This window comes from Filimonas lacunae, from assembly GCF_002355595.1.
In the GTDB taxonomy this organism is placed as follows: domain Bacteria; phylum Bacteroidota; class Bacteroidia; order Chitinophagales; family Chitinophagaceae; genus Filimonas; species Filimonas lacunae.
Map to the genome: position 1 here is coordinate 6,714,199 of NZ_AP017422.1, position 21,520 is coordinate 6,735,718.

22 protein-coding genes are annotated in these 21,520 nt (G+C 45.3%); 6 read left to right on the forward strand and 16 right to left on the reverse strand.

The window, feature by feature from the left end; all coding sequences use genetic code 11:
- Positions 1 to 57: 57 nt before the first annotated feature.
- The 8 genes from FLA_RS26470 to FLA_RS26505 all read right to left on the reverse strand — a co-directional run bounded on the left by FLA_RS26470 (position 58) and on the right by FLA_RS26505 (position 6,552).
- Complete coding sequence (locus tag FLA_RS26470) at positions 58 to 855, reverse strand: DUF1365 domain-containing protein (RefSeq protein WP_076376007.1); 798 nt, start codon at positions 853 to 855, stop codon at positions 58 to 60.
- Complete coding sequence (locus tag FLA_RS26475; RefSeq protein WP_076376009.1) at positions 848 to 2,101, reverse strand: NAD(P)/FAD-dependent oxidoreductase; 1,254 nt, start codon at positions 2,099 to 2,101, stop codon at positions 848 to 850. The genes FLA_RS26470 and FLA_RS26475 overlap by 8 nt, the downstream gene beginning before the upstream one ends.
- A gap of 10 nt (positions 2,102 to 2,111) precedes the next feature.
- A complete protein-coding gene (locus FLA_RS26480) occupies positions 2,112 to 3,242 on the reverse strand; it encodes an alpha/beta hydrolase (protein WP_076376011.1) in 1,131 nt (376 codons plus the stop codon).
- 3 nt (positions 3,243 to 3,245) lie between these two features.
- Positions 3,246 to 4,274, reverse strand: coding sequence for an SAM-dependent methyltransferase (locus FLA_RS26485; protein WP_076376013.1), 1,029 nt, complete (start codon positions 4,272 to 4,274; stop codon positions 3,246 to 3,248).
- Positions 4,275 to 4,316: 42 nt separating this feature from the next.
- On the reverse strand, positions 4,317 to 5,105 hold the full coding sequence (locus tag FLA_RS26490; protein ID WP_076376015.1) for a DUF1295 domain-containing protein: 789 nt from the start codon (positions 5,103 to 5,105) through the stop codon (positions 4,317 to 4,319).
- A gap of 3 nt (positions 5,106 to 5,108) precedes the next feature.
- On the reverse strand, positions 5,109 to 5,441 hold the full coding sequence (locus FLA_RS26495; RefSeq protein WP_076376017.1) for a DUF1475 family protein: 333 nt from the start codon (positions 5,439 to 5,441) through the stop codon (positions 5,109 to 5,111).
- A gap of 3 nt (positions 5,442 to 5,444) precedes the next feature.
- The gene (locus FLA_RS26500; protein ID WP_076376019.1) at positions 5,445 to 6,170 is read right to left on the reverse strand and encodes an acyl-CoA desaturase; all 726 of its coding nucleotides are present in this window, start codon (positions 6,168 to 6,170) and stop codon (positions 5,445 to 5,447) included.
- Positions 6,171 to 6,351: 181 nt separating this feature from the next.
- A complete protein-coding gene (locus FLA_RS26505; protein ID WP_076376021.1) occupies positions 6,352 to 6,552 on the reverse strand; it encodes a hypothetical protein in 201 nt (66 codons plus the stop codon).
- Positions 6,553 to 6,665: 113 nt separating this feature from the next.
- Here FLA_RS26505 and FLA_RS26510 point away from each other — a divergent pair, with 113 nt between their 5' ends.
- The gene (locus FLA_RS26510; protein ID WP_076376023.1) at positions 6,666 to 8,540 is read left to right on the forward strand and encodes a M1 family metallopeptidase; all 1,875 of its coding nucleotides are present in this window, start codon (positions 6,666 to 6,668) and stop codon (positions 8,538 to 8,540) included.
- A gap of 86 nt (positions 8,541 to 8,626) precedes the next feature.
- Here FLA_RS26510 and FLA_RS26515 read toward each other — a convergent pair whose 3' ends face one another.
- Positions 8,627 to 9,103, reverse strand: a complete 477-nt coding sequence (locus FLA_RS26515; RefSeq protein ID WP_076376025.1) for a DUF695 domain-containing protein — start codon at positions 9,101 to 9,103, stop codon at positions 8,627 to 8,629.
- 101 nt (positions 9,104 to 9,204) lie between these two features.
- Between FLA_RS26515 and FLA_RS26520 the strand changes: the two genes are divergently transcribed.
- Positions 9,205 to 9,867, forward strand: a complete 663-nt coding sequence (locus tag FLA_RS26520; RefSeq protein ID WP_197705833.1) for an HD domain-containing protein — start codon at positions 9,205 to 9,207, stop codon at positions 9,865 to 9,867.
- A 19-nt stretch (positions 9,868 to 9,886) separates the two neighbouring features.
- On the opposite strand, the gene FLA_RS26525 is transcribed toward FLA_RS26520, so the two are convergent.
- On the reverse strand, positions 9,887 to 10,273 hold the full coding sequence (locus tag FLA_RS26525) for an acyl-CoA thioesterase (RefSeq protein WP_076376027.1): 387 nt from the start codon (positions 10,271 to 10,273) through the stop codon (positions 9,887 to 9,889).
- Positions 10,274 to 10,338: 65 nt separating this feature from the next.
- Positions 10,339 to 10,953: a hypothetical protein gene (locus FLA_RS26530; protein WP_144263965.1), complete on the reverse strand. Its 615-nt coding sequence runs from the start codon at positions 10,951 to 10,953 to the stop codon at positions 10,339 to 10,341.
- 59 nt (positions 10,954 to 11,012) lie between these two features.
- Between FLA_RS26530 and FLA_RS26535 the strand changes: the two genes are divergently transcribed.
- The 4 genes from FLA_RS26535 (at position 11,013) to FLA_RS26550 (ending at position 14,530) form a co-directional block, all read left to right on the forward strand.
- Positions 11,013 to 12,272, forward strand: a complete 1,260-nt coding sequence (locus FLA_RS26535) for a putative DNA modification/repair radical SAM protein (RefSeq protein WP_076376031.1) — start codon at positions 11,013 to 11,015, stop codon at positions 12,270 to 12,272.
- 3 nt (positions 12,273 to 12,275) lie between these two features.
- Positions 12,276 to 13,043, forward strand: a complete 768-nt coding sequence (locus FLA_RS26540) for a TIGR03915 family putative DNA repair protein (RefSeq protein ID WP_076376033.1) — start codon at positions 12,276 to 12,278, stop codon at positions 13,041 to 13,043.
- Between the two features lie 47 nt (positions 13,044 to 13,090).
- On the forward strand, positions 13,091 to 13,291 hold the full coding sequence (locus tag FLA_RS26545) for a hypothetical protein (RefSeq protein WP_076376035.1): 201 nt from the start codon (positions 13,091 to 13,093) through the stop codon (positions 13,289 to 13,291).
- A 123-nt stretch (positions 13,292 to 13,414) separates the two neighbouring features.
- On the forward strand, positions 13,415 to 14,530 hold the full coding sequence (locus tag FLA_RS26550; RefSeq protein ID WP_076376037.1) for a PAS domain-containing protein: 1,116 nt from the start codon (positions 13,415 to 13,417) through the stop codon (positions 14,528 to 14,530).
- On the opposite strand, the gene FLA_RS26555 is transcribed toward FLA_RS26550, so the two are convergent.
- The 5 genes from FLA_RS26555 to FLA_RS26575 all read right to left on the reverse strand — a co-directional run bounded on the left by FLA_RS26555 (position 14,527) and on the right by FLA_RS26575 (position 21,505).
- Positions 14,527 to 16,038, reverse strand: coding sequence for a family 43 glycosylhydrolase (locus FLA_RS26555; protein WP_076376038.1), 1,512 nt, complete (start codon positions 16,036 to 16,038; stop codon positions 14,527 to 14,529). The two genes, FLA_RS26550 and FLA_RS26555, sit on opposite strands and share 4 nt — an antisense overlap.
- Before the next feature lie 39 nt (positions 16,039 to 16,077).
- Positions 16,078 to 17,394, reverse strand: a complete 1,317-nt coding sequence (locus tag FLA_RS26560) for a BNR repeat-containing protein (RefSeq protein WP_076376040.1) — start codon at positions 17,392 to 17,394, stop codon at positions 16,078 to 16,080.
- Positions 17,391 to 18,590: a glycoside hydrolase family 88 protein gene (locus FLA_RS26565; RefSeq protein ID WP_076376042.1), complete on the reverse strand. Its 1,200-nt coding sequence runs from the start codon at positions 18,588 to 18,590 to the stop codon at positions 17,391 to 17,393. The genes FLA_RS26560 and FLA_RS26565 overlap by 4 nt, the downstream gene beginning before the upstream one ends.
- A 9-nt stretch (positions 18,591 to 18,599) precedes the next feature.
- Positions 18,600 to 20,180, reverse strand: a complete 1,581-nt coding sequence (locus FLA_RS26570) for a right-handed parallel beta-helix repeat-containing protein (protein ID WP_076376044.1) — start codon at positions 20,178 to 20,180, stop codon at positions 18,600 to 18,602.
- 107 nt (positions 20,181 to 20,287) lie between these two features.
- Entirely contained in the window at positions 20,288 to 21,505 is a 1,218-nt protein-coding gene (locus FLA_RS26575; protein ID WP_076376046.1) for a DUF4998 domain-containing protein, read from the reverse strand.
- Positions 21,506 to 21,520 lie beyond the last annotated feature (15 nt).

The window sequence follows — 21,520 nt, forward strand, 5'->3', positions numbered from 1 at the left end:
AGGATACTGGCCAACGCTGTAGACGACATACTGATAAGATGCTGATGATGAAATTGTTTATCGGGGTATATGTTTTTTATATACGTTTTTCTGTAAATGCTGGTTTGCGGCCTTGGAATGCCAGGGTATTTTTTTACGCCATAGCAATAAAGCATTCCAAAGTATCAGCAGCATCACTTTCCCCGTAATAAAAGGAAAACGGATGGTATACCATAACAACACACGGTTGCCCAGCGGCACTTTATCCCCCATAAGTTGAGTGATAAAAAAACGCTGCCCGTTTTTATAGTCATCTATGGAAATCTCCAGCTTACGGCCGGGTATACGCAGTTGAAAATGAAAATCAACATCATGATCTATAAAAGGCGATACGTAGAAATATTTGGCAGTGCGCAAAGTAAACACCCCTTTATCCAATTGATCTGGACCCAGCAAATAAGGTTTCATTTCCCGGAATGTATTGCTCACCTCCGCCACACAACATAAAGGCATACCACTACTGTCAAAACAGTAGTAAAAAGAAACAGGATTAAAATTGTAACCCAATACATTCAGGTTGGTAAGCAACATAATCTTTCCCTCCCCCAGTTCCATTCCGTTTTCATGCAGCCATGCAGTAATATGTTCGCGGGTAGTACGGGTAGTATCGGGTTTATCGGCCGGCAATTGCAAATGTTCTTTTTCGCGAAAACTGAAAAAATTAAACCGGTTGTGGCTTATCATCCAATATTTACGGCACAGCTCAGGCAACTCATCCAGATCGATATAAAACATATACACGTTATAACTGAACCAGTGCTTTTGAGGTTGCAACCGGTGATGCATTACCGAAGCAGTATACAAACAGCTATTCATGCTTCAACAGTTTGCTGAGTGATACTGCACTGGCATAAGCATCTTCATGAAACCCATAGCGGAAATAACTGCCACAATAATATAAAGGTCCATCTGCATTAAGTCCCGGCAATTCCTTTTGCGCCATCACAGCAGGCACATCAAACAACGGATGTTCATAATCTATTTCCCGGATAATTTTGCCGGCATCAATACTACCTGGCAAAGCATTAATGGATACAAAATAATTACGGGTATCCGACACCTGCTGCAAACGATTCATCCAGTAAATAGTGGTAGGCACCTGTTTGCCATCCCGCTCTTCTACCCGGTAATTCCAACTGCTCCACACACGCCTGTTCAAAGGCATAATGCTTTCATCAGTATGCACAGTAGCCTTATTATACTGGTATTGAAAGCGGCTAAGCAGATATTGCTCGCGCGGGGTAGGATTATCCAGCAGGCGAAGGGCCTGATCGGCATGACAGGCAAATATAACCTTATCAAAGGTGCTGGTGAGGCCATTGGCCGTTTGCACCAGGGCCTTGCCCTGCATCCGTTTTACATTTATCACCGCATTGTTCAGTTGAATACGATGCCGGAATGGCTCTATTAACAGTTTCCGGTAAGCCTGGCTTCCATTGTGTAAAGTATACCACTGGTGTTGTGTATGTAAACCTAAGAATCCGTGGTTTTTAAAAAACCGAATCAGCGTGTGCGCCGGAAAATCCAGCATCAGCTCCATAGGCGTACTCCACACAGCCGAACTCATAGGTACCAGGTACTTCCACAACATGTCTTTTCCATACCCGCGTTCTTCTATAAAATCCTTCAGTGAATACTGTTCATAGGCAGGGTTATCCAGTATGCCTATCGCCTCTTTATTAAACCGGGTTATTTGCCAGAGCATTTTTATAAAAGAACCATTTACCAGGTTCCTGCGTTGGGCAAACAAACCATTCAGTCCCGAACCACAATATTCCAGTCTGGTAGGCACATGTTGTACACTGAAAGACATGTCTGTTTTTTTTACAGGCGCCTGAATATCTTCAAACAAACCACAAAGGTGCGGATAGGTGGCATAATTAAATACCATAAAACCCGTGTCTATATAAACAGGCCTGCCATTCTCTTCTACCGAAATAGTATTTGTGTGCCCACCCACATAATCATTCTGCTCAAACAGGGTAATATCGTATTTGTGTTGCAGGTGATGTGCACATCCCATGCCTGCAATACCTGTTCCTATAATAGCTAACTTTTCCATTCCAATGGGGTTATTGGGTTACTGAGTGAATAAAATGTTCTACCGCATAAGCAGTTAATTGCCCTGCCGGACTGTTGATATTATAATCGCACCCATGCGTGGCATAAGGCATTCGTAAGAAATAATTACGTACACCACAAGCGGTAAGCCTGTTGGATAAATGCACACTATGCACAGAAGACACCAGCGGATCTATATCACCATGTATTAATAAAGTAGGGGGCGACTTCCTGTTCACATATTCACAGGCCGATGCTTTTTTAAACACCTCCGGCACCTGTGTATACACCCCGCCAAAATATCCTTTGTAAATGCTATTAGTATTTAATACCCAATCACTCACTTTCACCCGCCCACCCCAAACCATATCAGCTGGTGCATATAAATCTACCACCCCCTTAATGCTGTTGTCAGGCAAACTGTAAGCAGCCACCAGCGCCACCTGCCCGCCGGCCGAACGTCCCAGCAGCACTATATTATTGGTATCGGCATGTAAAACTGCTGCCTGCTTTTTTATATAGGCTATTACCTTCCTGGTATCTTCTACAGGTGCCGGAAACTGGTATTGCGGTGCCAGCCGGTAATTGATAGCTGCTACATTATAGCCCCTGTTTGCCAGGAAGCTGTTTAGCGCGGGCAACTGTTTGCTATCACCGCTTTCCCACGAACCACCATGAATCACAATCACTACGGGAGAAGGCTCTTTTGTATAAGAAGGATAATAATCAAACGTAAGCACCTTATCACCGGCATTGGCATAAACAATGGTACTGGCAGATACCGGGGTAATGCTTAACCCCGTAAACATACGGATGCCACTAAAAGGCTGTGCTTTTGTTGCATTCAGCTGCTTATCCGGAAAAACAGCAGTTAGCGCATCAGCAATCCCCTTTCCTGCATAACAGGCGTTTGCTATGGGCAAAGCATACAGGCAAAAAGCCATACCATTCATGCATAAAGCCACCAGGTGGCATTTTCCTCCGGTAAATGCCCAGGTAGCTACAACAGCGCTCAACAACATAAAAACATAGGGATAACAGGTAACCACCACCGATAGCTGCCATAAAAAGTGAGTGGGCGCCTTCACTACTACCAGCAGCGACAACAACAATAGCACTACTGCAATCAGCATTCGCAGCATAGTTTATTTTTTTTGAAACAGGTAATGACTCACCATCCACTCCTGCCCGTTGTTGTATTTCCATAATTCCGAGCAGCTCATAAAAAAAATGCGCCAATACACCCACCACTTTACCGCATTCTTTTTACCGTAGGTTTCTTTAAAAAGCGGCATGATGTCCGCTTTATGCCTGTCCATATTTTGCAACCAGGCTTCTGCCGTTTTACTATAATGCAAACCGCTTACATGCCAGTGGTCCTGGATAGATACATGTTGATTGAAATATAAAAGCAGGTGATCACTGGGCATAATGCCACCGGTAAAAAAATACTTGCTCATCCAGTCGCTCTCATCCATTACCTCAAACTTGTAGGCATAACTTTTATGCGTAAAAATGTGCACAAACAACTTGCCTTCCGGCTTTAGAAATGAAGCCACCTTCTGCATCAGCATTTCATAGTTACGCATGTGTTCAAACATTTCCACCGATACCACCCGATCAAACCGCTGTTCGGTAGTAAACAGGTTCATGTCTGCCGTAACTACTGTAAGGTTGGTAATACCTTGTAAACGCGCCTGCTCATCTATATGCATTTTCTGAGTACGCGAATTAGACACTACCGTAAAGCTGCTTTGCGGATAACGTACAGCCATAAACAACGACAACGATCCCCAGCCACAGCCCAGCTCCAGCACCTCTTGTCCGTTCTGCAGTTGCGCACGATCGCAGGTTAACAGCAACATGTCTTTTTCTGAAGTATGAATATCTGTTACACCTTCTTTCCAATACCCGCTGCTGTACTTTAAATGTGGCCCCAGGCAATATTGATAAAAACGCGTAGGCACTTCATAATGCTGCTCATTGGCATCTGTTGTATTCACTGCAATAGGCGAGTCTTTCAACTCCTGTATCAACTGTAGCAAATGCTGTTGCTGTACCTCAGTGCATCCTTTGTTTTCATTCTGTAAACGCTGTTTCAATAATCGGCGTATGCCAGTGCGGATAAGGGAGTCAGGGAAATAATCTTTTTCAAGTAATGAGTTATACCACATAATTCCTGGTTCAGGTATAGCATATACGTGAACAGGAGAAGGTTAGTTTTTCTTGCGCCAGGGAATAAATACGCTGGTAGTTTGCTGATATTGACGATAAGCATCGCCTTTGCTTCGGAGGTTTTGTTCTTCGGTAAGAGGAATACCGGTTACTTTAAACAAGAGATAACCGATAGATACAGGACTGATAAAAGCCAACCATCCATAAGGGCTGCCTATAGCCATTACAAACACTCCTATCCATATCAATAACTGAAAAAAGTAATTAGGATGACGGGAGTAATTCCAAAGTCCTTTGTTACATACTTTACCTTTATTGGCCGGGTTCTTTTTAAAAGCTGCCAGCTGTGCATCAGCCACCGTTTCGCCCACAATTGCCAGCAGCCAGATAGCCGCTCCTGCATATTCGGTAAAAAACATGCCGGCTTTCACATTCGCTGCCATAATAAACCAGGGAATTGCCAACCAGATATTACTTACTGCCTGCGCCTGAAAAAACAGGAAGAATTTCAGCAGTAACTGGTTCCGCCATTCGTAGCGTAACTGTTTATAACGTCCCTCTTCTTCGCCCAGGTGCCATAAAACCCGCTTGCCTAAATGCCAGGTTAAACGCAGGCTCCATAAACAGGCCAGGCCACTCACCCATAGTTTACGCACCCCATCGCCAGGGGCCAGCCACCAGATTAATACACCTATAATGGTAAAGTTAAAAGCCCAGAACACATCCACTATACCGGCATTGGATATACGGGTTGCCCATATCCATACACATAACATTACACAGCAAACAGTTGCCAGGGAAATAAGAGCAGGAAAGTAAAAGGAATGCATAGGTTAGTTATTAGCGGCGAAGATATTTTTAACAGGCTCACCTGCTTTTAATTTAAACAGTTGCACCAACACGTAGGCACAGGTTCCAATACTGCCTAAAACCGCAAATAATACAATCCAGAAAATCTTTTGTAACAGGGAGGTTTCTTTATAACAAACCCAGGTACTTAGCACCAGCACGTTTGCGTAAAAATCCCAAAGGGTGGCGCGCATCCAGGGAATGCCTGCCAGGTAGTTCCATTCCTCAAACAAATTACTTTTCAGCGAAGTGTCAATAACCTGGTAACACATAAATAACAAAACGGCACTGAAAAGCAATTTGAGAGAAGTTATCATACTTTATCTTTTTATCTGGATAATCCGCATCCGGTCTAATAACACAATTACCGGATAGGTAGGATCAAACTCAAACCATTTTTTGGCAAAATTTAAACTGTTGGGGCTTTTATGGTGGTTATTCTGCATCAGTTCACCCATCAGAAAGATATCTACCGGTATCGTGTTTTTACTATGATCCTGGTTGTCGAAACTGGAATAACCATACTTATGACCGCACCAGTTTACAATAGCTCCATGTACGGGGCCCATGAAAAAGTGGATTGGTAATAATAAAAACATCCACCACTGGGTAGCAAAAAAGCAATAAAAGGCTACATAGCCCAGGCCAAACATAATACGCACGCTCCAGTAGTTGGTTATTTTATCCAGCAAAGGCCACTCGGGGTAATTGCCACGAAAAGCTTTATCCGGTTCTACTTTGTGTTTAGCGTAATTCAGATAAATGTCTTTGGTTTTCATGGTCATTTCCCACACATCTTTAAAAAAATGGGGAGAATGCGGGTCTTTTTCGGTGTCGCTATACGCATGGTGCATCCTGTGCATAATGGCATAGGCTCTTGGGTTTAAGAAAGAAGCCCCTTGGGTAAAAATGGTAAAGCCATAGAAAAAACGCTCCCAGAACTTGTTCATGGAGAACATCTTGTGCGATGCATATCGATGAAGGAAGAAGGTTTGACAGAAAAGGGATAAGAACCAATGTGCCAGAAAAAAAATGAGAATAGCCATAAAATCACAAATCTTTTTAATTACATAAATACTCCACGCCACAGCAAAGAGGGCCCGCGAAGATAATCTTTGCCAGCCGCTATACTGGCATCTATTTTTTTAACATATATATAATGCGAAAAAGGGCGGTTCCTGAAGAAACCACCCATTCACTAAATTGTAAACGCTTGAAAAAAGTAGCTTAAGCCATTGCGTGGTTAACCTCTCTTTTAGCCTCTTTATTGGATTTTCTGAAGAACCTTCTTACGCCTTCATGGGCATCTCCGGCTGCATCAGCTACATCATGTAATGTTTGAGAAGTTTTATTGCGGTTCCTCATATACAACAATACACCAGCGGCGGCAGCGCCCGCTATTCCTGCGGCAATTAAAATGTTTTTCATAAAAAAATATTTTTGGTTATACCTATGTAAATTCAAGAGTTATGCCAAAAAGAAAAACCGTTTTACGCGGTTTACTTATTTTTAAAGGCACATTTTAAATTACTGCTTTAGTTATGTTGAAATTACTCAGTGGCTGCCTGGCAGCCGGCTTACTTACGGCAACAGTTCAGGCACAGGAACTATATAAGCCCCGCAATATTCAAAATGCATATAATGCCGGCACGCGTGCAGCTAACGGCGCACCCGGCAAAAAATACTGGCAAAACAAAGGGAAGTACGATATATCCCTTACCGTTAACCCACCCAATAAAACGATATACGGCAGTGAAAACATCGACTACATCAACAATAGTCCCGACACACTGTACTCACTGGCCATCCGGCTAATTTGCAACCTGCACAAGCCGCAGTCGCCACGTTCAGGCTATATCAGCCATGATTTTCTAAGCAAAGGCGTTATCATCGACACCTTTTACGTAGGCAACAGGGCCATCAATTTTAACAACGATGTAGGCACCGTGGCCAATGTATCGCTGGCCAAAGCATTATATCCTAAAGAAACAGCCCGCCTGCACATTGCCTGGCATTATGATATGTCGGTAGAAAGTGGCCGGGAGGGGATGATTGACAGCACAACCTTCTATCTTGCGTATTTTTATCCCCGTATTTCCGTTTACGACGATTATAATGGCTGGGACAGAATTGAGCATACCGATCGCGTAGAGTTTTACAGCGACTTCAACGACTACGAAGTCTCTATCAAAGCCCCTAAGAATTTTGTGGTATGGGGCACCGGCGACCTGGTAAACCCCGGAGAAGTGCTGCAACCCGAAGTAGCTAAAAAACTGGCCGCTTCGTATCTGTCAGATGAAATAACCCATATGGCCACCTTCCAGGATATGCAACAGCATCGTGTTACGCAACAAAACGACTGGAATACCTGGAAAATGAAAGCCAGCCATATTGCAGATGTTACCTATGGCGTAAGCGATCATTATGTATGGGATGCCTCCAGCGTAGTAGTAGACAGTAGCACTAAACGCCGATCCAGCGTACAGGCCGCTTATAACGATACTGCCAAAGACTTCCGTTATTCGGTAGCCAATGGCCGCTACGCCCTTAACTGGTTTTCGCATCAATGGCCGGGCGTTCCGTATCCTTTTTCTAAAATGACCGCTTTTCAGGGCTACGCCGATATGGAATATCCTATGATGGTGAATGATGCTACTACGGATGATGTGGGTTTTTCGCAACTGGTGCAGGACCATGAAATTGCACACACGTATTTTCCTTTCTATATGGGCATTAACGAAACACGCTATGCTTTTATGGATGAAGGCTGGGCTACCACCTTTGAATACCTGATTGGCATTGCCGAAAAAGGCCAGGAAAAAGCAGACGAGTTTTATAAGCAGTTTCGTGTGGTACGGTATATCAACGATCCTTCTACCGAAGAAGATCAACCTATCATATCCATGTCGTCACAACTCAGTGGCGTGGGCTATGGCAACAATGCCTACGGCAAGCCTTCCCTGGCCTACCTGGCTTTAAAAGATATGCTGGGCGATGCCGCGTTTAAAAAGGCCCTGCACAGCTATATGAGCCGCTGGAATGGCAAACACCCTATTCCGTGGGATTTCTTTTACTCCATCAATGATGCCTGTGGGCAAAACCTGGATTGGTTTTGGAACAGCTGGTTCTTCAGCAATAATTATATCGACCTCGTATTGCAAAACGTGGAAAAAAAGGGCGATTCAGCGGTACTTACTATTCAAAACAAAGGTGGATTTCCCATTCCTTTTGATGTAGTGGTTACCTATAAAAATGCACAGCCCCTGCGTCTGCATCAAACACCAGCTGTTTGGAAAAGCAACCAGCCACAAATACAAATTACCATTCCCGCTACTGATAAAATAAAACAGGTTCAGCTGGATGGCAAGCTGTTTATGGATGCTACACCACAAAACAACAACTACCCGGTTAAATAAGGGAGTTACTATACCTTATACCCCCCATAAAAAGGCCAGCCCTATTACATAAGGCCGGCCTTGTTGTATAAAAAAGTTGTTAGTTGTTAATTTAAAAAACCACCTACCGCATTCCACTCCTCATCTTCTTCAATAGCAAAGTTAATCCCTCTCTCCTTCATCACTTCATCACAAAACTGGTTCACCTCTTCCTGTTCCAGCCTGGGCTCATCAATATAAATGAGTAAATCGCGAAAGTTTTTCCTGTTTACACGGCCCACCAGGTGCACCACCTGTTTGCTCTTTAAAAAGTCTATCACATCCTGCTCTACACGATTTAATCTTACCGTGTCATTTTCGGTAGCATATCCTTCGTCATCGGTATAAATAGCTTCCAGTTCTACTAACACCTGGTAACCATATAACCTCTTGTTAGGATATCCATTGTAAGCCTTGTTAATAAACGCAGCAGCAGGACCGTCAACTGTTTCACATTCCAGTTCCACAAAGTCTTCACCAGGAAAAATAGGTTCAATAGGAGCAGGAGGCTCTTGTGCATCAAACAATTTCTTAAAAAATGACATATCGAAAGGAGGGTTGATTTCTATTCGCTGATTCAAGGTAAATACTTCTTTGCGAAATAAAAAAACTAATCACTTTTGTAACGATTAATTTATATAGCACTATGTCTTCTATATCACTTCAACAATGGGAAGCTTTGTTTATACAATATCTTACACAGCACGCCCCCACCAACGATGCGTCTCACAACATCAGCCACTTTACACGCGTGTGGAACACTTGCTGCACTATTAATGAAGCAGAAGGCCATAAGGCAGATGCCCTGATATTATTAACAGCGAGTTATTTTCACGACCTGGTTTCTGTACCTAAAAACAGCCCTGATCGTAACAAAGCTTCTTTGCTAAGCGCCGAAAAAACCGAACAGTTGTTAACACACCACTTTGCCCATTATCCTGCCGATAAAATAGCTGGTGTGAAACATGCCATACATGCACATAGTTTCTCCGCAGCTATTGCCACCGAAACCTACGAAGCAGCCATTTTGCAGGATGCCGACCGTATGGAAGCACTGGGTGCCATAGGCATTGCACGCACTTTTTACACCGCAGGGATGCTGCACACACAAATGTTTCACCCCACCGATCCACTGGCACAGCACAGGCCTTTAAATGATACCACCTATGCGCTGGACCATTTCCAGGTAAAGTTGCTACAATTGCCCGGCAAAATGAATACGGCTACCGGCAAACAACTGGCCACACAACTGGCAGCAGTGCTTACACAGTTTATGCAACAGTTAGTACAGGAAACAACAGGGGTATAAACAAGCCCCTGCACGCTGTTTATTCTAATACTTTAACGGGATGCTTATGCTCATCAATAGCTACAAACGTAAACGTACCGGTAATGGCTTTCTCTCTTTCAAAAGAATACATCTCTTCAATGTAAATTTCCACGGATACTTTCATGCTGGTGTTGCCAACATCTGTAACCTTTCCTACCAGCTCTATAATAGTACCTGCCGGAATAGGTTTGGTAAAGTTGATACGGTCGCTGGAGATAGTCACCATTCTTTTGCGGCTAAAACGCGTAGCAGTAATAAAAGCCACTTCGTCCATCAACATCATAGCCGTACCACCAAATAAAGTATCGTAGTGATTGGTAGTGCCAGGGAATACTGCTTTAAATATACGCGTCTCAGAATGCTGCAATCTTTCGTCTAATGTCATTATGCCGGATTTGGATTTTCAGGCTATAAATGTATAGCAAAAGTTACAAGCAACTGCTGATATAGTTATAAAGCACTTCTGTCTACACCAAAAGCCCTGTCTAACCCATACACCACTGTTTGTGGCAGCTGCGCATTGGGCACAAACCTGCGCAAAGGCTCTGTTATTTTAGGATACTCATCAATAAAGGCCAGCTTTGTTTTTTGTGGAATACCTAAGTCCAGCATCAGCTGCACAAAAGCCGCCTTATCACTTCCCCAAAACTTGATATACTTACTCTCTGTAACAAACAATTCTACCAACTGCGCTTTGGTATGCAGCAACAGGCCAAACTCCAGCATCGCATCTTTTGCCAGCTCTGTAGCATATTTCTGCAGCTGTGCCATTACCTGCTGTTTGGGAAAATAATCTGTAGTAACCGGTTCTTCTTCATACAATCCATATACACAACTCAACTCCTCATCCGGAAACAATTGCGATAAGGCAGTAAACACTTCCCATAAACGGGAATTATTGACATTAATAGCAGCATAAAATGTAAAGGGCAATTGCTGCGTTTCATTGGCAGTGTACACAAAACCTTCTTCTATAGGGGCCAGTTTGCGCCTGGCTAACAGCTCCTCTATATCAACACGATGTGCCATTTCTTCCGGCAATGGCACCCGAATGGTAACAGGCATTTCTAACATGTAGCAAAGATAAGCAATCCAAATGCTACACTTTTTAGTATTTTTAGCATATGAACGACCGGATCAGTGAAAAATTGAGCATATTGGCCGATGCTGCCAAGTATGATGTGAGCTGTTCTTCCAGCGGAAGCAAACGCGAAAATGTGAACAAAGGGCTGGGCAATGCGGCCGGCGGCATGGGCATTTGCCATGCCTACACCGAAGACGGGCGCTGCGTTTCGCTGTTAAAAATACTATTGACCAATTACTGTATTTTTAATTGCGCCTACTGCGTAAGCCGCAGTAGCAACGACGTAAAAAGAGCCGCTTTTACCGTAGACGAAGTGGTAGAGCTTACCATTAATTTTTACCGGCGCAACTATATCGAAGGGCTGTTTTTAAGCTCCGGCATCTTTAAAAATGCCGACTATACCATGGAAAGACTGGTACTGATTGCTAAAAAACTACGCACCGAACACAACTTTCACGGCTACATTCACCTGAAAGCCATTCCGGGCGCCAGCAATGAACTGATGAGGCAGGCCGGGCTGTATGCGGACAGGCTAAGCGTGAACGTAGAAATGCCTACGGAACAAAGCCTGCAATTGCTGGCCCCTGAAAAAAACAGGCAGGACATGTTGCAACCTATGCACTATCTGAAAACCCAGATTCTGCAACACCAGGAAGAAAAGAAAACCAGCCGGCACCTGCCCCTGTTTGCCCCTGCCGGCCAAAGCACCCAGATGGTAATTGGGGCCACGCCCGAAAACGATATGCAGGTGCTGCTGATGGCCAACTATTTCTATAAAAAGATGCAGTTAAAGCGGGTATACTACTCCGGCTATGTGCCTATCAGCAACGATAACCGCCTGCCGGCTATTGGCACACCCGTGCCTATGATACGCGAAAACCGCCTGTACCAGGCAGATTGGCTAATGCGGTTTTACGGCTTTGCAGCCGGCGAACTGGTAGCCCCCGATCATCCGCACCTGGATATGGATATAGACCCCAAACTAAGCTGGGCATTACGCAACCTGCATGTATTTCCTTTAGACGTTAATAAAGCTGATGTAGAACTGATCATGCGTGTGCCTGGCATTGGCGTAGGCTCGGCGCACAAAATAGTTGCAGCCCGGCGTTTTAACCTGCTTACCCACGATCATTTGCAAAAAATAGGCATTGCTTATAACAGGGCTAAATACTTTATCACCTGTAAAGGTCCCGGCACCCTGGTAAAAGACTACACCCCCCTGCAAATAAAACAGCAGATACTGGCCATGCAGCATAGCAAGTACCAACCCAATTTTTCACCACAGCTTACCCTCTTTTAAACTATGCACACACTCGTATTTGACGGCAGCTTTCAGGGATTGTTATCAGCAGTATTTACCGTGTTTGAATACAAACTGCAACAGGTACAACTAGTTACCCCACAACAGCCCTTGCCCCTGTTTGGGAACCGGCAGGAAGTGATTACCCACACCGCCCAGGCACAACGCGTATGGAACGGCTTATTGCGCTATATCTCCCCCGAAGCCCGGCAGCAACTGTATAAAGCGTTTTTATCAGAACAGGATACCATGCCTCAAATCCTGCTTACGTATATGCAATATGCTTTTGCCCAACAGGCCGCAGTAGAAAAAAACTTTAGTCATCCGGCTGTGCTGGCCGTGCATCAGACTGCACAAAAGGTGCACCGCGAAAAGCACCGTATGGAAGCTTTTGTGCGCTTTCACCTTACTAAAGACCAGCTATACTACGCCGTAGTAGAACCCGACTTTAATGTACTTCCCCTGATAAGCGAGCATTTTGAAAAAAGATATGCCGATCAGCAATGGATGATCTACGATGCCCGCAGAAAATATGGCATCTACTACGATTTAACCACTGTAACCGCCATTGAAATGGATTTTAACACCTCCCTGCAACAAGGCAGGAATATTGCTGCCGCTTACGATGAAAAAGAAGAACAGTACCAGCATTTATGGCAACAATACTTTGCGCATGTAAATATTGCTGCCCGAAAAAATACCGCCCTGCATATCAGGCACATGCCCCTGCGTTACTGGAAATACCTGCCCGAAAAACAACCTGCCCGGTAACGAACTGGCAGGATAATTGAACCTGGTATAGAATAAAACTTACCATTATGAAACAGATAGCAGTCCTGTTGCTGGTTGTAGCATTTACTACCAGCTGTGGCAATAATAATAGCAACCAGGTACCATCCGATTCTCTTCCTCCAGGCGATCATACCATACAGCAAGACACTATAGGCCAGGGAGATACCATCAACAGAAACAAGGTTATGACAGACACTATTGCACGTAAACGCGCTCCTATGAATTAGCAAACAGTAGTTAGGCCATAATTTAAGATGGATTATAATAAAGGCAGAATCCTTAAAATAAGTTTAAGAGAATCACCCCTTCCGCTTGAAGTAGTTATTTTGCGGCTTTAATTCTACAGGCACATGGCAGAAAAGCTTTCAGCAAACACAGCCGAAAGAGAGGAACAATTACGCCTTCAGGCGGTAAAAATATATCGCCACGGAAAACACAACTGGCAAAACGAGTTACAGGAAATGGTGGTGTTAGCTGCTTCTATCACAGGTGCCCCTGTGGTATTCCTTTCCATCATCGATGATGCGCAACAATACCTGATTGCTTCACAAGGTTGCATCCTCACAACTATTGCCAAAGAGCTTTCGCCTTGTGTGCAAATAATACAACAGCAAACAATACTTATCAGTAATAAAGGATTGCCACCCCATCACCCCTTTACACAAACCTATGCCCCCTTACCTTTTTATGCCGGCATACCGCTTACCACCGCAGAAGGCTATATTATAGGCAGTCTTTGCATTATGGATACCACCACGCGGCAATTAACACCACAAGAAGTAGTAAGCCTGCAAGCCATTGCCCGTCAGGCAATGGAGATTATGAACAATGCTATTCACTTACAATATATCATAGGATGTAAAGAAGAAATGGCCGAAGCTGCTTTTTCCCTTCGCTCTGTACTGGACAACTCGCCCACCTTTCAGATACTGGTAAATACGCAGATGGAAATACTGGCGTTCAATGCAGCCGCCAACGAATTTGTAAAATTTGCCATAGGCAAAGGTTTGCAACAAGGCGAAAACATTATTCACTACTCCCCTCCCTCTTCTATCAGCAGCCTTATCAACAGCTTTAACAGAGCACTCAGTGGCGAAAGAGTATATGGCGAAAGGCAATTGAATTACGATGGCGGAGTAGAAACCTGGTGGGATGTGGTGTACTCTCCTGTACGCAGCAGCAAAGGAGATATTGTAGGCGTGGCTTTTAACGCCACAGACATTACCAGCCGCAAACAGAACGAACAAAAGCTACTGGTGCAAAACGAAAAGCTGAAAGAAATTGCCCAGATACAGTCGCATCAGGTTCGTGGCCCGCTTACGTCTATACTGGGCATTCTTAGCCTGATCAAAGAAGATAACTACCAGGCCAGTACCGAATATTTATTACTGTTGGAAAAAGCCGCTATTCAAATGGATGAAAACATCCGCCGCATTGTAACCCTTAACAGGAAAAGCAATGCTTAATAGATATTACACTCCCATAAGCCAGCAGCGCCACCGGTTATTTTAATACGTATATAACGCGCCTTGCCAATAGCATTCACCACATGCGGGCTGCACACTTTCTGCTCTGGCTGTGTACCACACACGGTCCAGTGAATGCCATCCACCGATTTCTCCATTATCCAGCTATTGCCATAGGTAGGAAATACAAAATACATTTCGCAGGAATTAACCGTTTGCGTTTTACCTAAATCAAACTGAATCCAGGGCGCTTTATCGGCAGTATCTGCCCACCAGCGTGTTCCGTTACTGCCATCCGCCGCATTAGCAGGTGTATAGGTAAAAGTTCGGCTGATTTCCTTTACACCTTTAAAAGCACCTTCGCCTCCTTCCGGATCAGCTTCTATTTTAGTGGTCACTACTTTTTCTTTTCTATAGCCCGATGCGGTGATCACCGCTTTGGCCGCTTTATTCAACCGCGGTCTCACCTTATATCTGCTCCACCACACTCCCTTGCCATCTACCTGCATAGGCTTTATAGTACCATCTGCATTAAACTGCATGCGGTTGGCAAACACCTGGCGGGTAGTACCCCCTTCGCCATATTCCAGGTACAGGAAAATAAACTCATCCGTGCCCGGAAACTGAAACACGTTGCCATGCCCCGGCCCCCAGATGCCGGTGGCAGTATCAGAGCGGATAAAGATGTTTTTACCTGCCGGCACTTCAAAAGCGCTTAACGGACTTTTACGACTGATCATATACCCATTGCAATAACTGGCGTGGCCCGATAAAGTGTAGAAGTAATAGTAAATGCCTTTTCTTTTAAACAGGCCCGGCCCCTCGGAGTAGCCTTGCAGCTTAGTTGGGATACTTACCACATCCCCCTGCCTGGTAAGCAAATCATCCTGCAAGGCCGATGCAAAACGCCTGCGCCAATAGAGATAGGCTTTGCCATCCTCCTCTACAAAAGGCTCACCATCTATATCATCTGCTACCGGCTTCGTTTGCTCAGCAGCTTTATCGGGCTGGTTAAAATAAATACCTGTGCCATTGGTAAAAGCAAACGGACCAGCAGGATTATCTGCCACCACTGTATAAGTACCCACCTTATCATCGGGTGTAACAATGGTAGGAAACAGGTAATACTTCCCGTTTTTATACACGGCTTTCCCAGGCGCCCAATAACGGAAATAGCCTGTTTTTTCCTTTCCTTTGGCATCGGTGAAAGCATAAGGCTTATCCCAATCCAACCCTGGCAGGGTTAAAGGGCCATCAAAATGCCAGTGAATAAAATCGGTTGACTTCCACACTACCGGCGTGCCGCCTTTAGCCAGGCCGGCATCCACATCGGTAGTGGCATACAGGTAAAAAGTATCTTTAAACATTACCAGCGAAGGGTCGGCAATATTATCTGGCACCAGCGGGTTATAGGCTTTTGTTGCGGAGGTTCGTTGTTGCGCCCCGGCAGGTATCATACTTACACCAGCCAGCAATGCAGCGGTTACAACACGGGATAAGGGGTTCATTGTTCAGTATTAAATGGAAGGTAAATGTAATAATAAACACTAAAAAACAGGTTTCCACTCCAGCACGCTTACCGGTCTGGGCGGCACATTTTCGGTTTTCTCTCCATCTCCCTGCGCCACCTGTTGCACAAACAAATGCAGTAACCCTTTGGTGTGCCACACATCTGTATCATACAAAGGCTCCCATTGGTCTACCGATGCTTCGTAAATATCTTTTATCTCCCACTGCGAACGGGCTATGTTTTTACAGGTAGCTACCGAAATTTTACTTCCCCTTTCCGCATCACGGAATATCACACAGGCGCTTACCTGTTTGCCTTTATTATTGACCACTACCTGCGGACGCGACACCGGTATTTTTTTGGTGCCCGTGCCACTTAAACTAAAAGAGGTAATGCGGCGGGTAATGATACTGCTGTGCCATTGACCCTGGTGATAATACACCAGCTGAAACTGTGGCACCTGCGTGCCTGCTGGCTTCCAGTAAGTGGCAATATAAGGGTTGCCCTTTTCATCGGCATACATGGCAGTTTGATTAATCAGCTCGCTTTGCTGCGGAATGCGGCAGGCATATTCTGCGGTAGCAGCAGTAATGGGCAGTGTATATTTTTCACCCGTTGTTTTTTCCCAGGTGATACCCCCATCTGTGCTGCGGGCATAACACATATCGTGATTAGTGGCCACATCCGGCGATTCTCGCCATACCCACGAAATATGTATAGCGCCCTTTGCATCTACCGTTGTTTGGCAGTAGGCATTTCTTTTGCCTTCCCCATCTATCAGGTTATCCTGTAACTGCACCCACTGGCGGGTAGCTATATCATATGTATTCACTACCAGGTTACCATTGCCTGATGCGCCATCGCGGTATAAAAAAAGCAGGTTGCCGCCGGGTAACTTATAAAACTCAGGGTACGCTACTTTTTGTTCGTGCTTACCTGTCATAACCATAGGCGCTTCCATTTGCAAAGCACCAGGCGCAACACTACGCGTATAGTGTAACACATTGTTATGATGATCCCACGACAGGTGCAAATACCCCTTACCATCGGTCATAATGCTAATGGCATTATGTGCATCACTGGCATTACCGGTAAAAGCGGTGGTATGTAATATCCATTGGCTTTTCCCCAGCTTTCTTTTACCCAGCACCACCTGTTTATTCACATTATAAAAAGCAATAAACTGCGTATCCTTATAAGTAGTTAAGGCATTCTTTCTAAAAATCACCGCATTCACCGAGTTGGCAGCCCATCCATCGGCCACTGGTATCAATTGCGCTTTTTGCTGGGCTATAGCACCTATGCCATAACACAGCGTGGCTGCACACAGCAAGCCTATTCCTCGCTTTCTCATAATGCTTTATAACGTAACATGGCTTCTACAAAATAATAATCGGCATAAGTAAGTGGCACATCTATCTCGGTTTTGTTAGGCATATGCCCTACACAATGCTGAATCATATATCCACCATTAGCGCCACCGGTAGCCTGGTAATGCGAAGAAGACAAGCCGCGCAACATGGTTTCCGCTGTATGTACATATCCGCTGCCTGTTTTGGCCGGCACGTACTTGCTTAATTCTAAAAATGCCGAAGCCATCACGCTGGCGGCAGAAGCATCACGCAAGGCATAGGGAATGCCAGGTGCATTAAAATCCCAGTAAGGAATTTTATCGGCGGGCATATTCGGATGGTTCAGTATAAAAGAAGCAATATGATTGGCCTGGTCCAGGTATTTACGATCGTGTGTTTCGCGATACATTACCGTATAGCCATATAAACCCCAGGCCTGTCCGCGGGCCCAGGCCGAAGAATCCGCATTCCCCTGTGCTGTTTTCTTTTCCTTTACCGCACCGGTTTCTGCATTGTAGTTAACTACATGGTACGAGCTGTAATCGTGGCGAAAATGGTTTTTCATAGTAGTGTTGGCATGCGTTACCGCTATCTGGTAAAAAGAAGAATCGCCTGTTACATGCGTGGCCCAAAACAGCAATTCCAGGTTCATCATGTTATCAATGATCACCAGGAAGTCGCCCGGCTTTGAGTCCCACGATTTAATACAACCCGTAACCGGGTTAAAACGGCTGGCCAGCGATTTGGCGCTGTTGATGAGTATCTGTTTATATTTTTCCCGGGGCTGTACATAGTTGGCATTACCAAAACTGCAAAACATCATAAAACCCAGGTCGTGCGTAGTAGTGTTGTACTGTTCTTTTTCCAGTGACTGTAAACGAAGCAATGCTTCATTGTAAGAAGCGGTGTCGCCGGTAGCTTTATACAGGTACAATAAAGTGCCGGGATAAAAACCACTGCACCACCATTCACTGGTAGAGGTTTCGGCACTTTGTTTATTGCTATGCCAGGTTTTAGGAAAGCGGCCTGCCGGAGTGTTTTGCTTTAGCACCCGGTATTGTGCTACTCCATTAGACAGGTTTTTGTCTATCTGCTGTAACAACGCTTTGTCTTTCTTTACTTTCTGAGCCATGCCGGCATTACTTCCCCAGCTCATCATACTTAGTAACCCTGCTGCAAGCAAACTGATCTTTCGCATAGTATTGGTTTAACGATTGCATTGCTGTATACCCACTGAAGGCTTTTCGCCAATGCCAATCCAATTTCCAAAATAATCTTTCAATGGTTTGTTCCCGATAGGTATGCCATGTCCTGCGCAGGATGCAGTATCTTTTAGCCGGAAAGCAGCAGGTTGGTTACCTGCAAAAACATCTTCCGTAACAAAAGCAGGCGGCTGGATAATGGCAAAACTATCTTCCGGCAAAATAGGAAATAAACCGTAATACATATTATTACAAAATCGAATTAAAGAACTATTGCCATATTTCACCCCCGTGCCTTCCTGTAAACAAAACATATTATTTGCCAGCAACACATCGGCCGCAAAACCACCCCAGTTATCAAAAGCAATAAAGTTGCTATCCAGTTTACTGCCAGCCCGCTGTTTACGCACCACCAGGTTATTGTAAATGCGCGCATTTTTTACCGGCCCCGGCACATGTATCAGCGGCGAAAAACCGGCATGCCTGCCCGTGCTTCTGAACCCATCATTAATGCTGATGTTATAACGCACCACTGTTCCGGTATTGCCTGCACTCACCGGGTGCTTTACCCCGCCATCATCACATATCAGCAAAAAGCCCCCTTCATTATCATGGCTATAGTTGTATTGTATCACCGTGTTGTTACAATTCCAGTCTGCATCAAATCCCTGCCCGTCCCAGGGCGCTTTATGGTCGCTTACTTCGTTATACTGTATCACCGTGTTATCGCAACTCCAGGGCCATATACCCGCCGCTGCTTCGCCATCGGGCAGCAAACGCGGGCAGTTTTTCATGCGGTTATATTCCACCAGGGCACTATCGCATCCGGTGGGTACAATGCCATCGCCTGGTACCCCCTCTATCACATTACCCCGTATCACCACCTGCTTATTGGGCAGCCACGCATGCCGCTCCCAGTTACCATTGATCAGTATGCCGTTGCGGGCACAGTTGCTGATAACGCAATGCTCAATCCATACATCTTCATACCACGAAGGCGTTTGCTTACCTGTATTACTCACTATAATCCCTGCCCCGCCACCTTTGTTTTTTACCAGGCTGCCGTTTACCTCTTTCACCTCCAGTTGTTGCAGGCGTATATGGCGGGCTACACCATAGTTATTTAATTCTACCCACACACCACAACGGCCTGGCGCCCGTTCTGTTCCGGTATTGGAAACCGCCAGATTCATCACCTGCCAACCCTGTGTGTTATACAAATGAATGGCCGCTACACTTTTACCAGCTGCCCTTATCTCTGGCTTTGCTCCCGGACCATAACTGGCTATGGTAATTACTCCCGGCAACCCGTTGGCCACTTTATCGCTCCGCTTCGGCTGCAAACAGCCTTCAAACACCTCACCAGCTTTCAACAACAGGCTATCTCCTGCTGCAAACCGGTGGGCATTTACCCTGTTCAGGGTTTTCCAGGCCTGCTTTTTATCCGTGCCCTTACAGGCATCGTTGCCAGCTGCCGCATCTACATAATACGTTATTCCCGTTTGGGCTGTTGCATGCCCTATATGCCCAAAGCAGGCACAGGCACATACAAAGGCAGCCACTATGCTATTAGTCGCCTGGTTCATCTGCTCATCGTTTAGGTAATACAATAGAGCCCCCTTTACCAGTGGCGTAAAGCAACTGCTATTTCACCGCGTGTAAAGGGGGCAAATCAACAAAAAAGAGGGGCTTATTATTCCAGTTTCAAAAACTTCAACCGCACAGCAGTCACCTTACAGTACTGCCCGGTAGAGCTATTGCCGGCGAGTGTGGCCGCCAGGCCCAATGTCACCACCTGCTCATCCGGCAGGGTGAAAGACACCTGCTTGGTACCGGGTGTAACAAAGGCAATATTGCCCAGTGGCGGGCTGGCGGTGAAAGTAGTGATATCAGGTAAGGCAGTGCCCAGGGCCGCAACCACATACATGGCGCCCGAACTGCTACAGGCATCCACTACCGCCTCAAATACATATTTACCTGGGGGCAGGGTTACCGTCTGGTATATTTTTCCTTCCGTTACATTGGGCAAGCCCCAGCCTGCTTCAAACGACAACACGCCCACATTCGACCGCAGCTCGTAACCTCCATACCCCGATGCATTTTTCACCGGGCTGTTGGTGGTCCAGTTGGCCAGTATGCCCCAGCGCTTGGCATCCCACGAAGAATAGTTGAACGGGCCGCCCGTATTGGCCAGGTATTGTTTGGTTACATTCATTAACACATTCACCGTTTGATAGCCGGTGTAAAAAGTATCAATGCTTAAGCTATCGGGTAAAAACAGTGTGCGGTAGGTAAAGGTGGTGCCATACTTATAAGGCTTTAACACCGTATCAACAATAGCAATAGGCACCCGAACGGTTTGCAGCACGCCAAAAGTATCGGTGAAGGTGACATCGCTGGCAAACACCCCGCTGGTTAAATCCATACCGCCCCATGAGACAGAAGTTTTGGCACTCCCATCCAGCTCGCTGTTGTTAACAGGCCGGTTAATTAAAAACGCCTGGTAACGCTCGCCATACGCCGTACCCGTACCATTCACTATTACCGATTTACGCTGAAAGGTATCGTAGGTAACTACTTCAAAACTATGCACGCCTTCTTCCAGGTTTTCAATCAACTGCGATAAGGTATCTACCCCATGGGTTCTGGCCACCGGCACCAGCACCGAATCTTTACGGCTATCCCAGTATATTTTACACGACACAATATTCGGATCGGCTATAAACAAGCCCTTTACCAGCACCCGGTTACGGCCGGAGTATATTTTTAAGGAATCTAATTTTCCCGCATAGGCTATTTCCCCGCCTTCGGCATACTTGCGGTATTCATCCATTTTAGAACAGGCTGCTAACTGCAGGCACACAAAGGCCAGCAGCAGCAGGTATATCCCGGTAGAATAATTCTTTTTCATCTTACTGTTTTTAGC

What these genes read in the sequence shown, in the direction of transcription:
- FLA_RS26530 (WP_144263965.1), bottom strand. Translation starts at nt 10,953, where the DNA reads ATGCCTGTTACCATTCGGGTGCCATTGCCGGAAGAAATGGCACATCGT.
- FLA_RS26495 (WP_076376017.1), bottom strand. Translation starts at nt 5,441, where the DNA reads ATGATAACTTCTCTCAAATTGCTTTTCAGTGCCGTTTTGTTATTTATG.
- FLA_RS26545 (WP_076376035.1), top strand. Translation starts at nt 13,091, where the DNA reads ATGAAACAGATAGCAGTCCTGTTGCTGGTTGTAGCATTTACTACCAGC.
- FLA_RS26510 (WP_076376023.1), top strand. Translation starts at nt 6,666, where the DNA reads ATGTTGAAATTACTCAGTGGCTGCCTGGCAGCCGGCTTACTTACGGCA.
- FLA_RS26475 (WP_076376009.1), bottom strand. Translation starts at nt 2,101, where the DNA reads ATGGAAAAGTTAGCTATTATAGGAACAGGTATTGCAGGCATGGGATGT.
- FLA_RS26505 (WP_076376021.1), bottom strand. Translation starts at nt 6,552, where the DNA reads ATGAAAAACATTTTAATTGCCGCAGGAATAGCGGGCGCTGCCGCCGCT.
- FLA_RS26525 (WP_076376027.1), bottom strand. Translation starts at nt 10,273, where the DNA reads ATGACATTAGACGAAAGATTGCAGCATTCTGAGACGCGTATATTTAAA.
- FLA_RS26485 (WP_076376013.1), bottom strand. Translation starts at nt 4,274, where the DNA reads ATGTGGTATAACTCATTACTTGAAAAAGATTATTTCCCTGACTCCCTT.
- FLA_RS26500 (WP_076376019.1), bottom strand. Translation starts at nt 6,170, where the DNA reads ATGGCTATTCTCATTTTTTTTCTGGCACATTGGTTCTTATCCCTTTTC.
- FLA_RS26570 (WP_076376044.1), bottom strand. Translation starts at nt 20,180, where the DNA reads ATGAACCAGGCGACTAATAGCATAGTGGCTGCCTTTGTATGTGCCTGT.
- FLA_RS26535 (WP_076376031.1), top strand. Translation starts at nt 11,013, where the DNA reads ATGAACGACCGGATCAGTGAAAAATTGAGCATATTGGCCGATGCTGCC.
- FLA_RS26515 (WP_076376025.1), bottom strand. Translation starts at nt 9,103, where the DNA reads ATGTCATTTTTTAAGAAATTGTTTGATGCACAAGAGCCTCCTGCTCCT.
- FLA_RS26565 (WP_076376042.1), bottom strand. Translation starts at nt 18,590, where the DNA reads ATGCGAAAGATCAGTTTGCTTGCAGCAGGGTTACTAAGTATGATGAGC.
- FLA_RS26550 (WP_076376037.1), top strand. Translation starts at nt 13,415, where the DNA reads ATGGCAGAAAAGCTTTCAGCAAACACAGCCGAAAGAGAGGAACAATTA.
- FLA_RS26490 (WP_076376015.1), bottom strand. Translation starts at nt 5,105, where the DNA reads ATGCATTCCTTTTACTTTCCTGCTCTTATTTCCCTGGCAACTGTTTGC.
- FLA_RS26555 (WP_076376038.1), bottom strand. Translation starts at nt 16,038, where the DNA reads ATGAACCCCTTATCCCGTGTTGTAACCGCTGCATTGCTGGCTGGTGTA.
- FLA_RS26470 (WP_076376007.1), bottom strand. Translation starts at nt 855, where the DNA reads ATGAATAGCTGTTTGTATACTGCTTCGGTAATGCATCACCGGTTGCAA.
- FLA_RS26480 (WP_076376011.1), bottom strand. Translation starts at nt 3,242, where the DNA reads ATGCTGCGAATGCTGATTGCAGTAGTGCTATTGTTGTTGTCGCTGCTG.
- FLA_RS26540 (WP_076376033.1), top strand. Translation starts at nt 12,276, where the DNA reads ATGCACACACTCGTATTTGACGGCAGCTTTCAGGGATTGTTATCAGCA.
- FLA_RS26520 (WP_197705833.1), top strand. Translation starts at nt 9,205, where the DNA reads ATGTCTTCTATATCACTTCAACAATGGGAAGCTTTGTTTATACAATAT.
- FLA_RS26575 (WP_076376046.1), bottom strand. Translation starts at nt 21,505, where the DNA reads ATGAAAAAGAATTATTCTACCGGGATATACCTGCTGCTGCTGGCCTTT.
- FLA_RS26560 (WP_076376040.1), bottom strand. Translation starts at nt 17,394, where the DNA reads ATGAGAAAGCGAGGAATAGGCTTGCTGTGTGCAGCCACGCTGTGTTAT.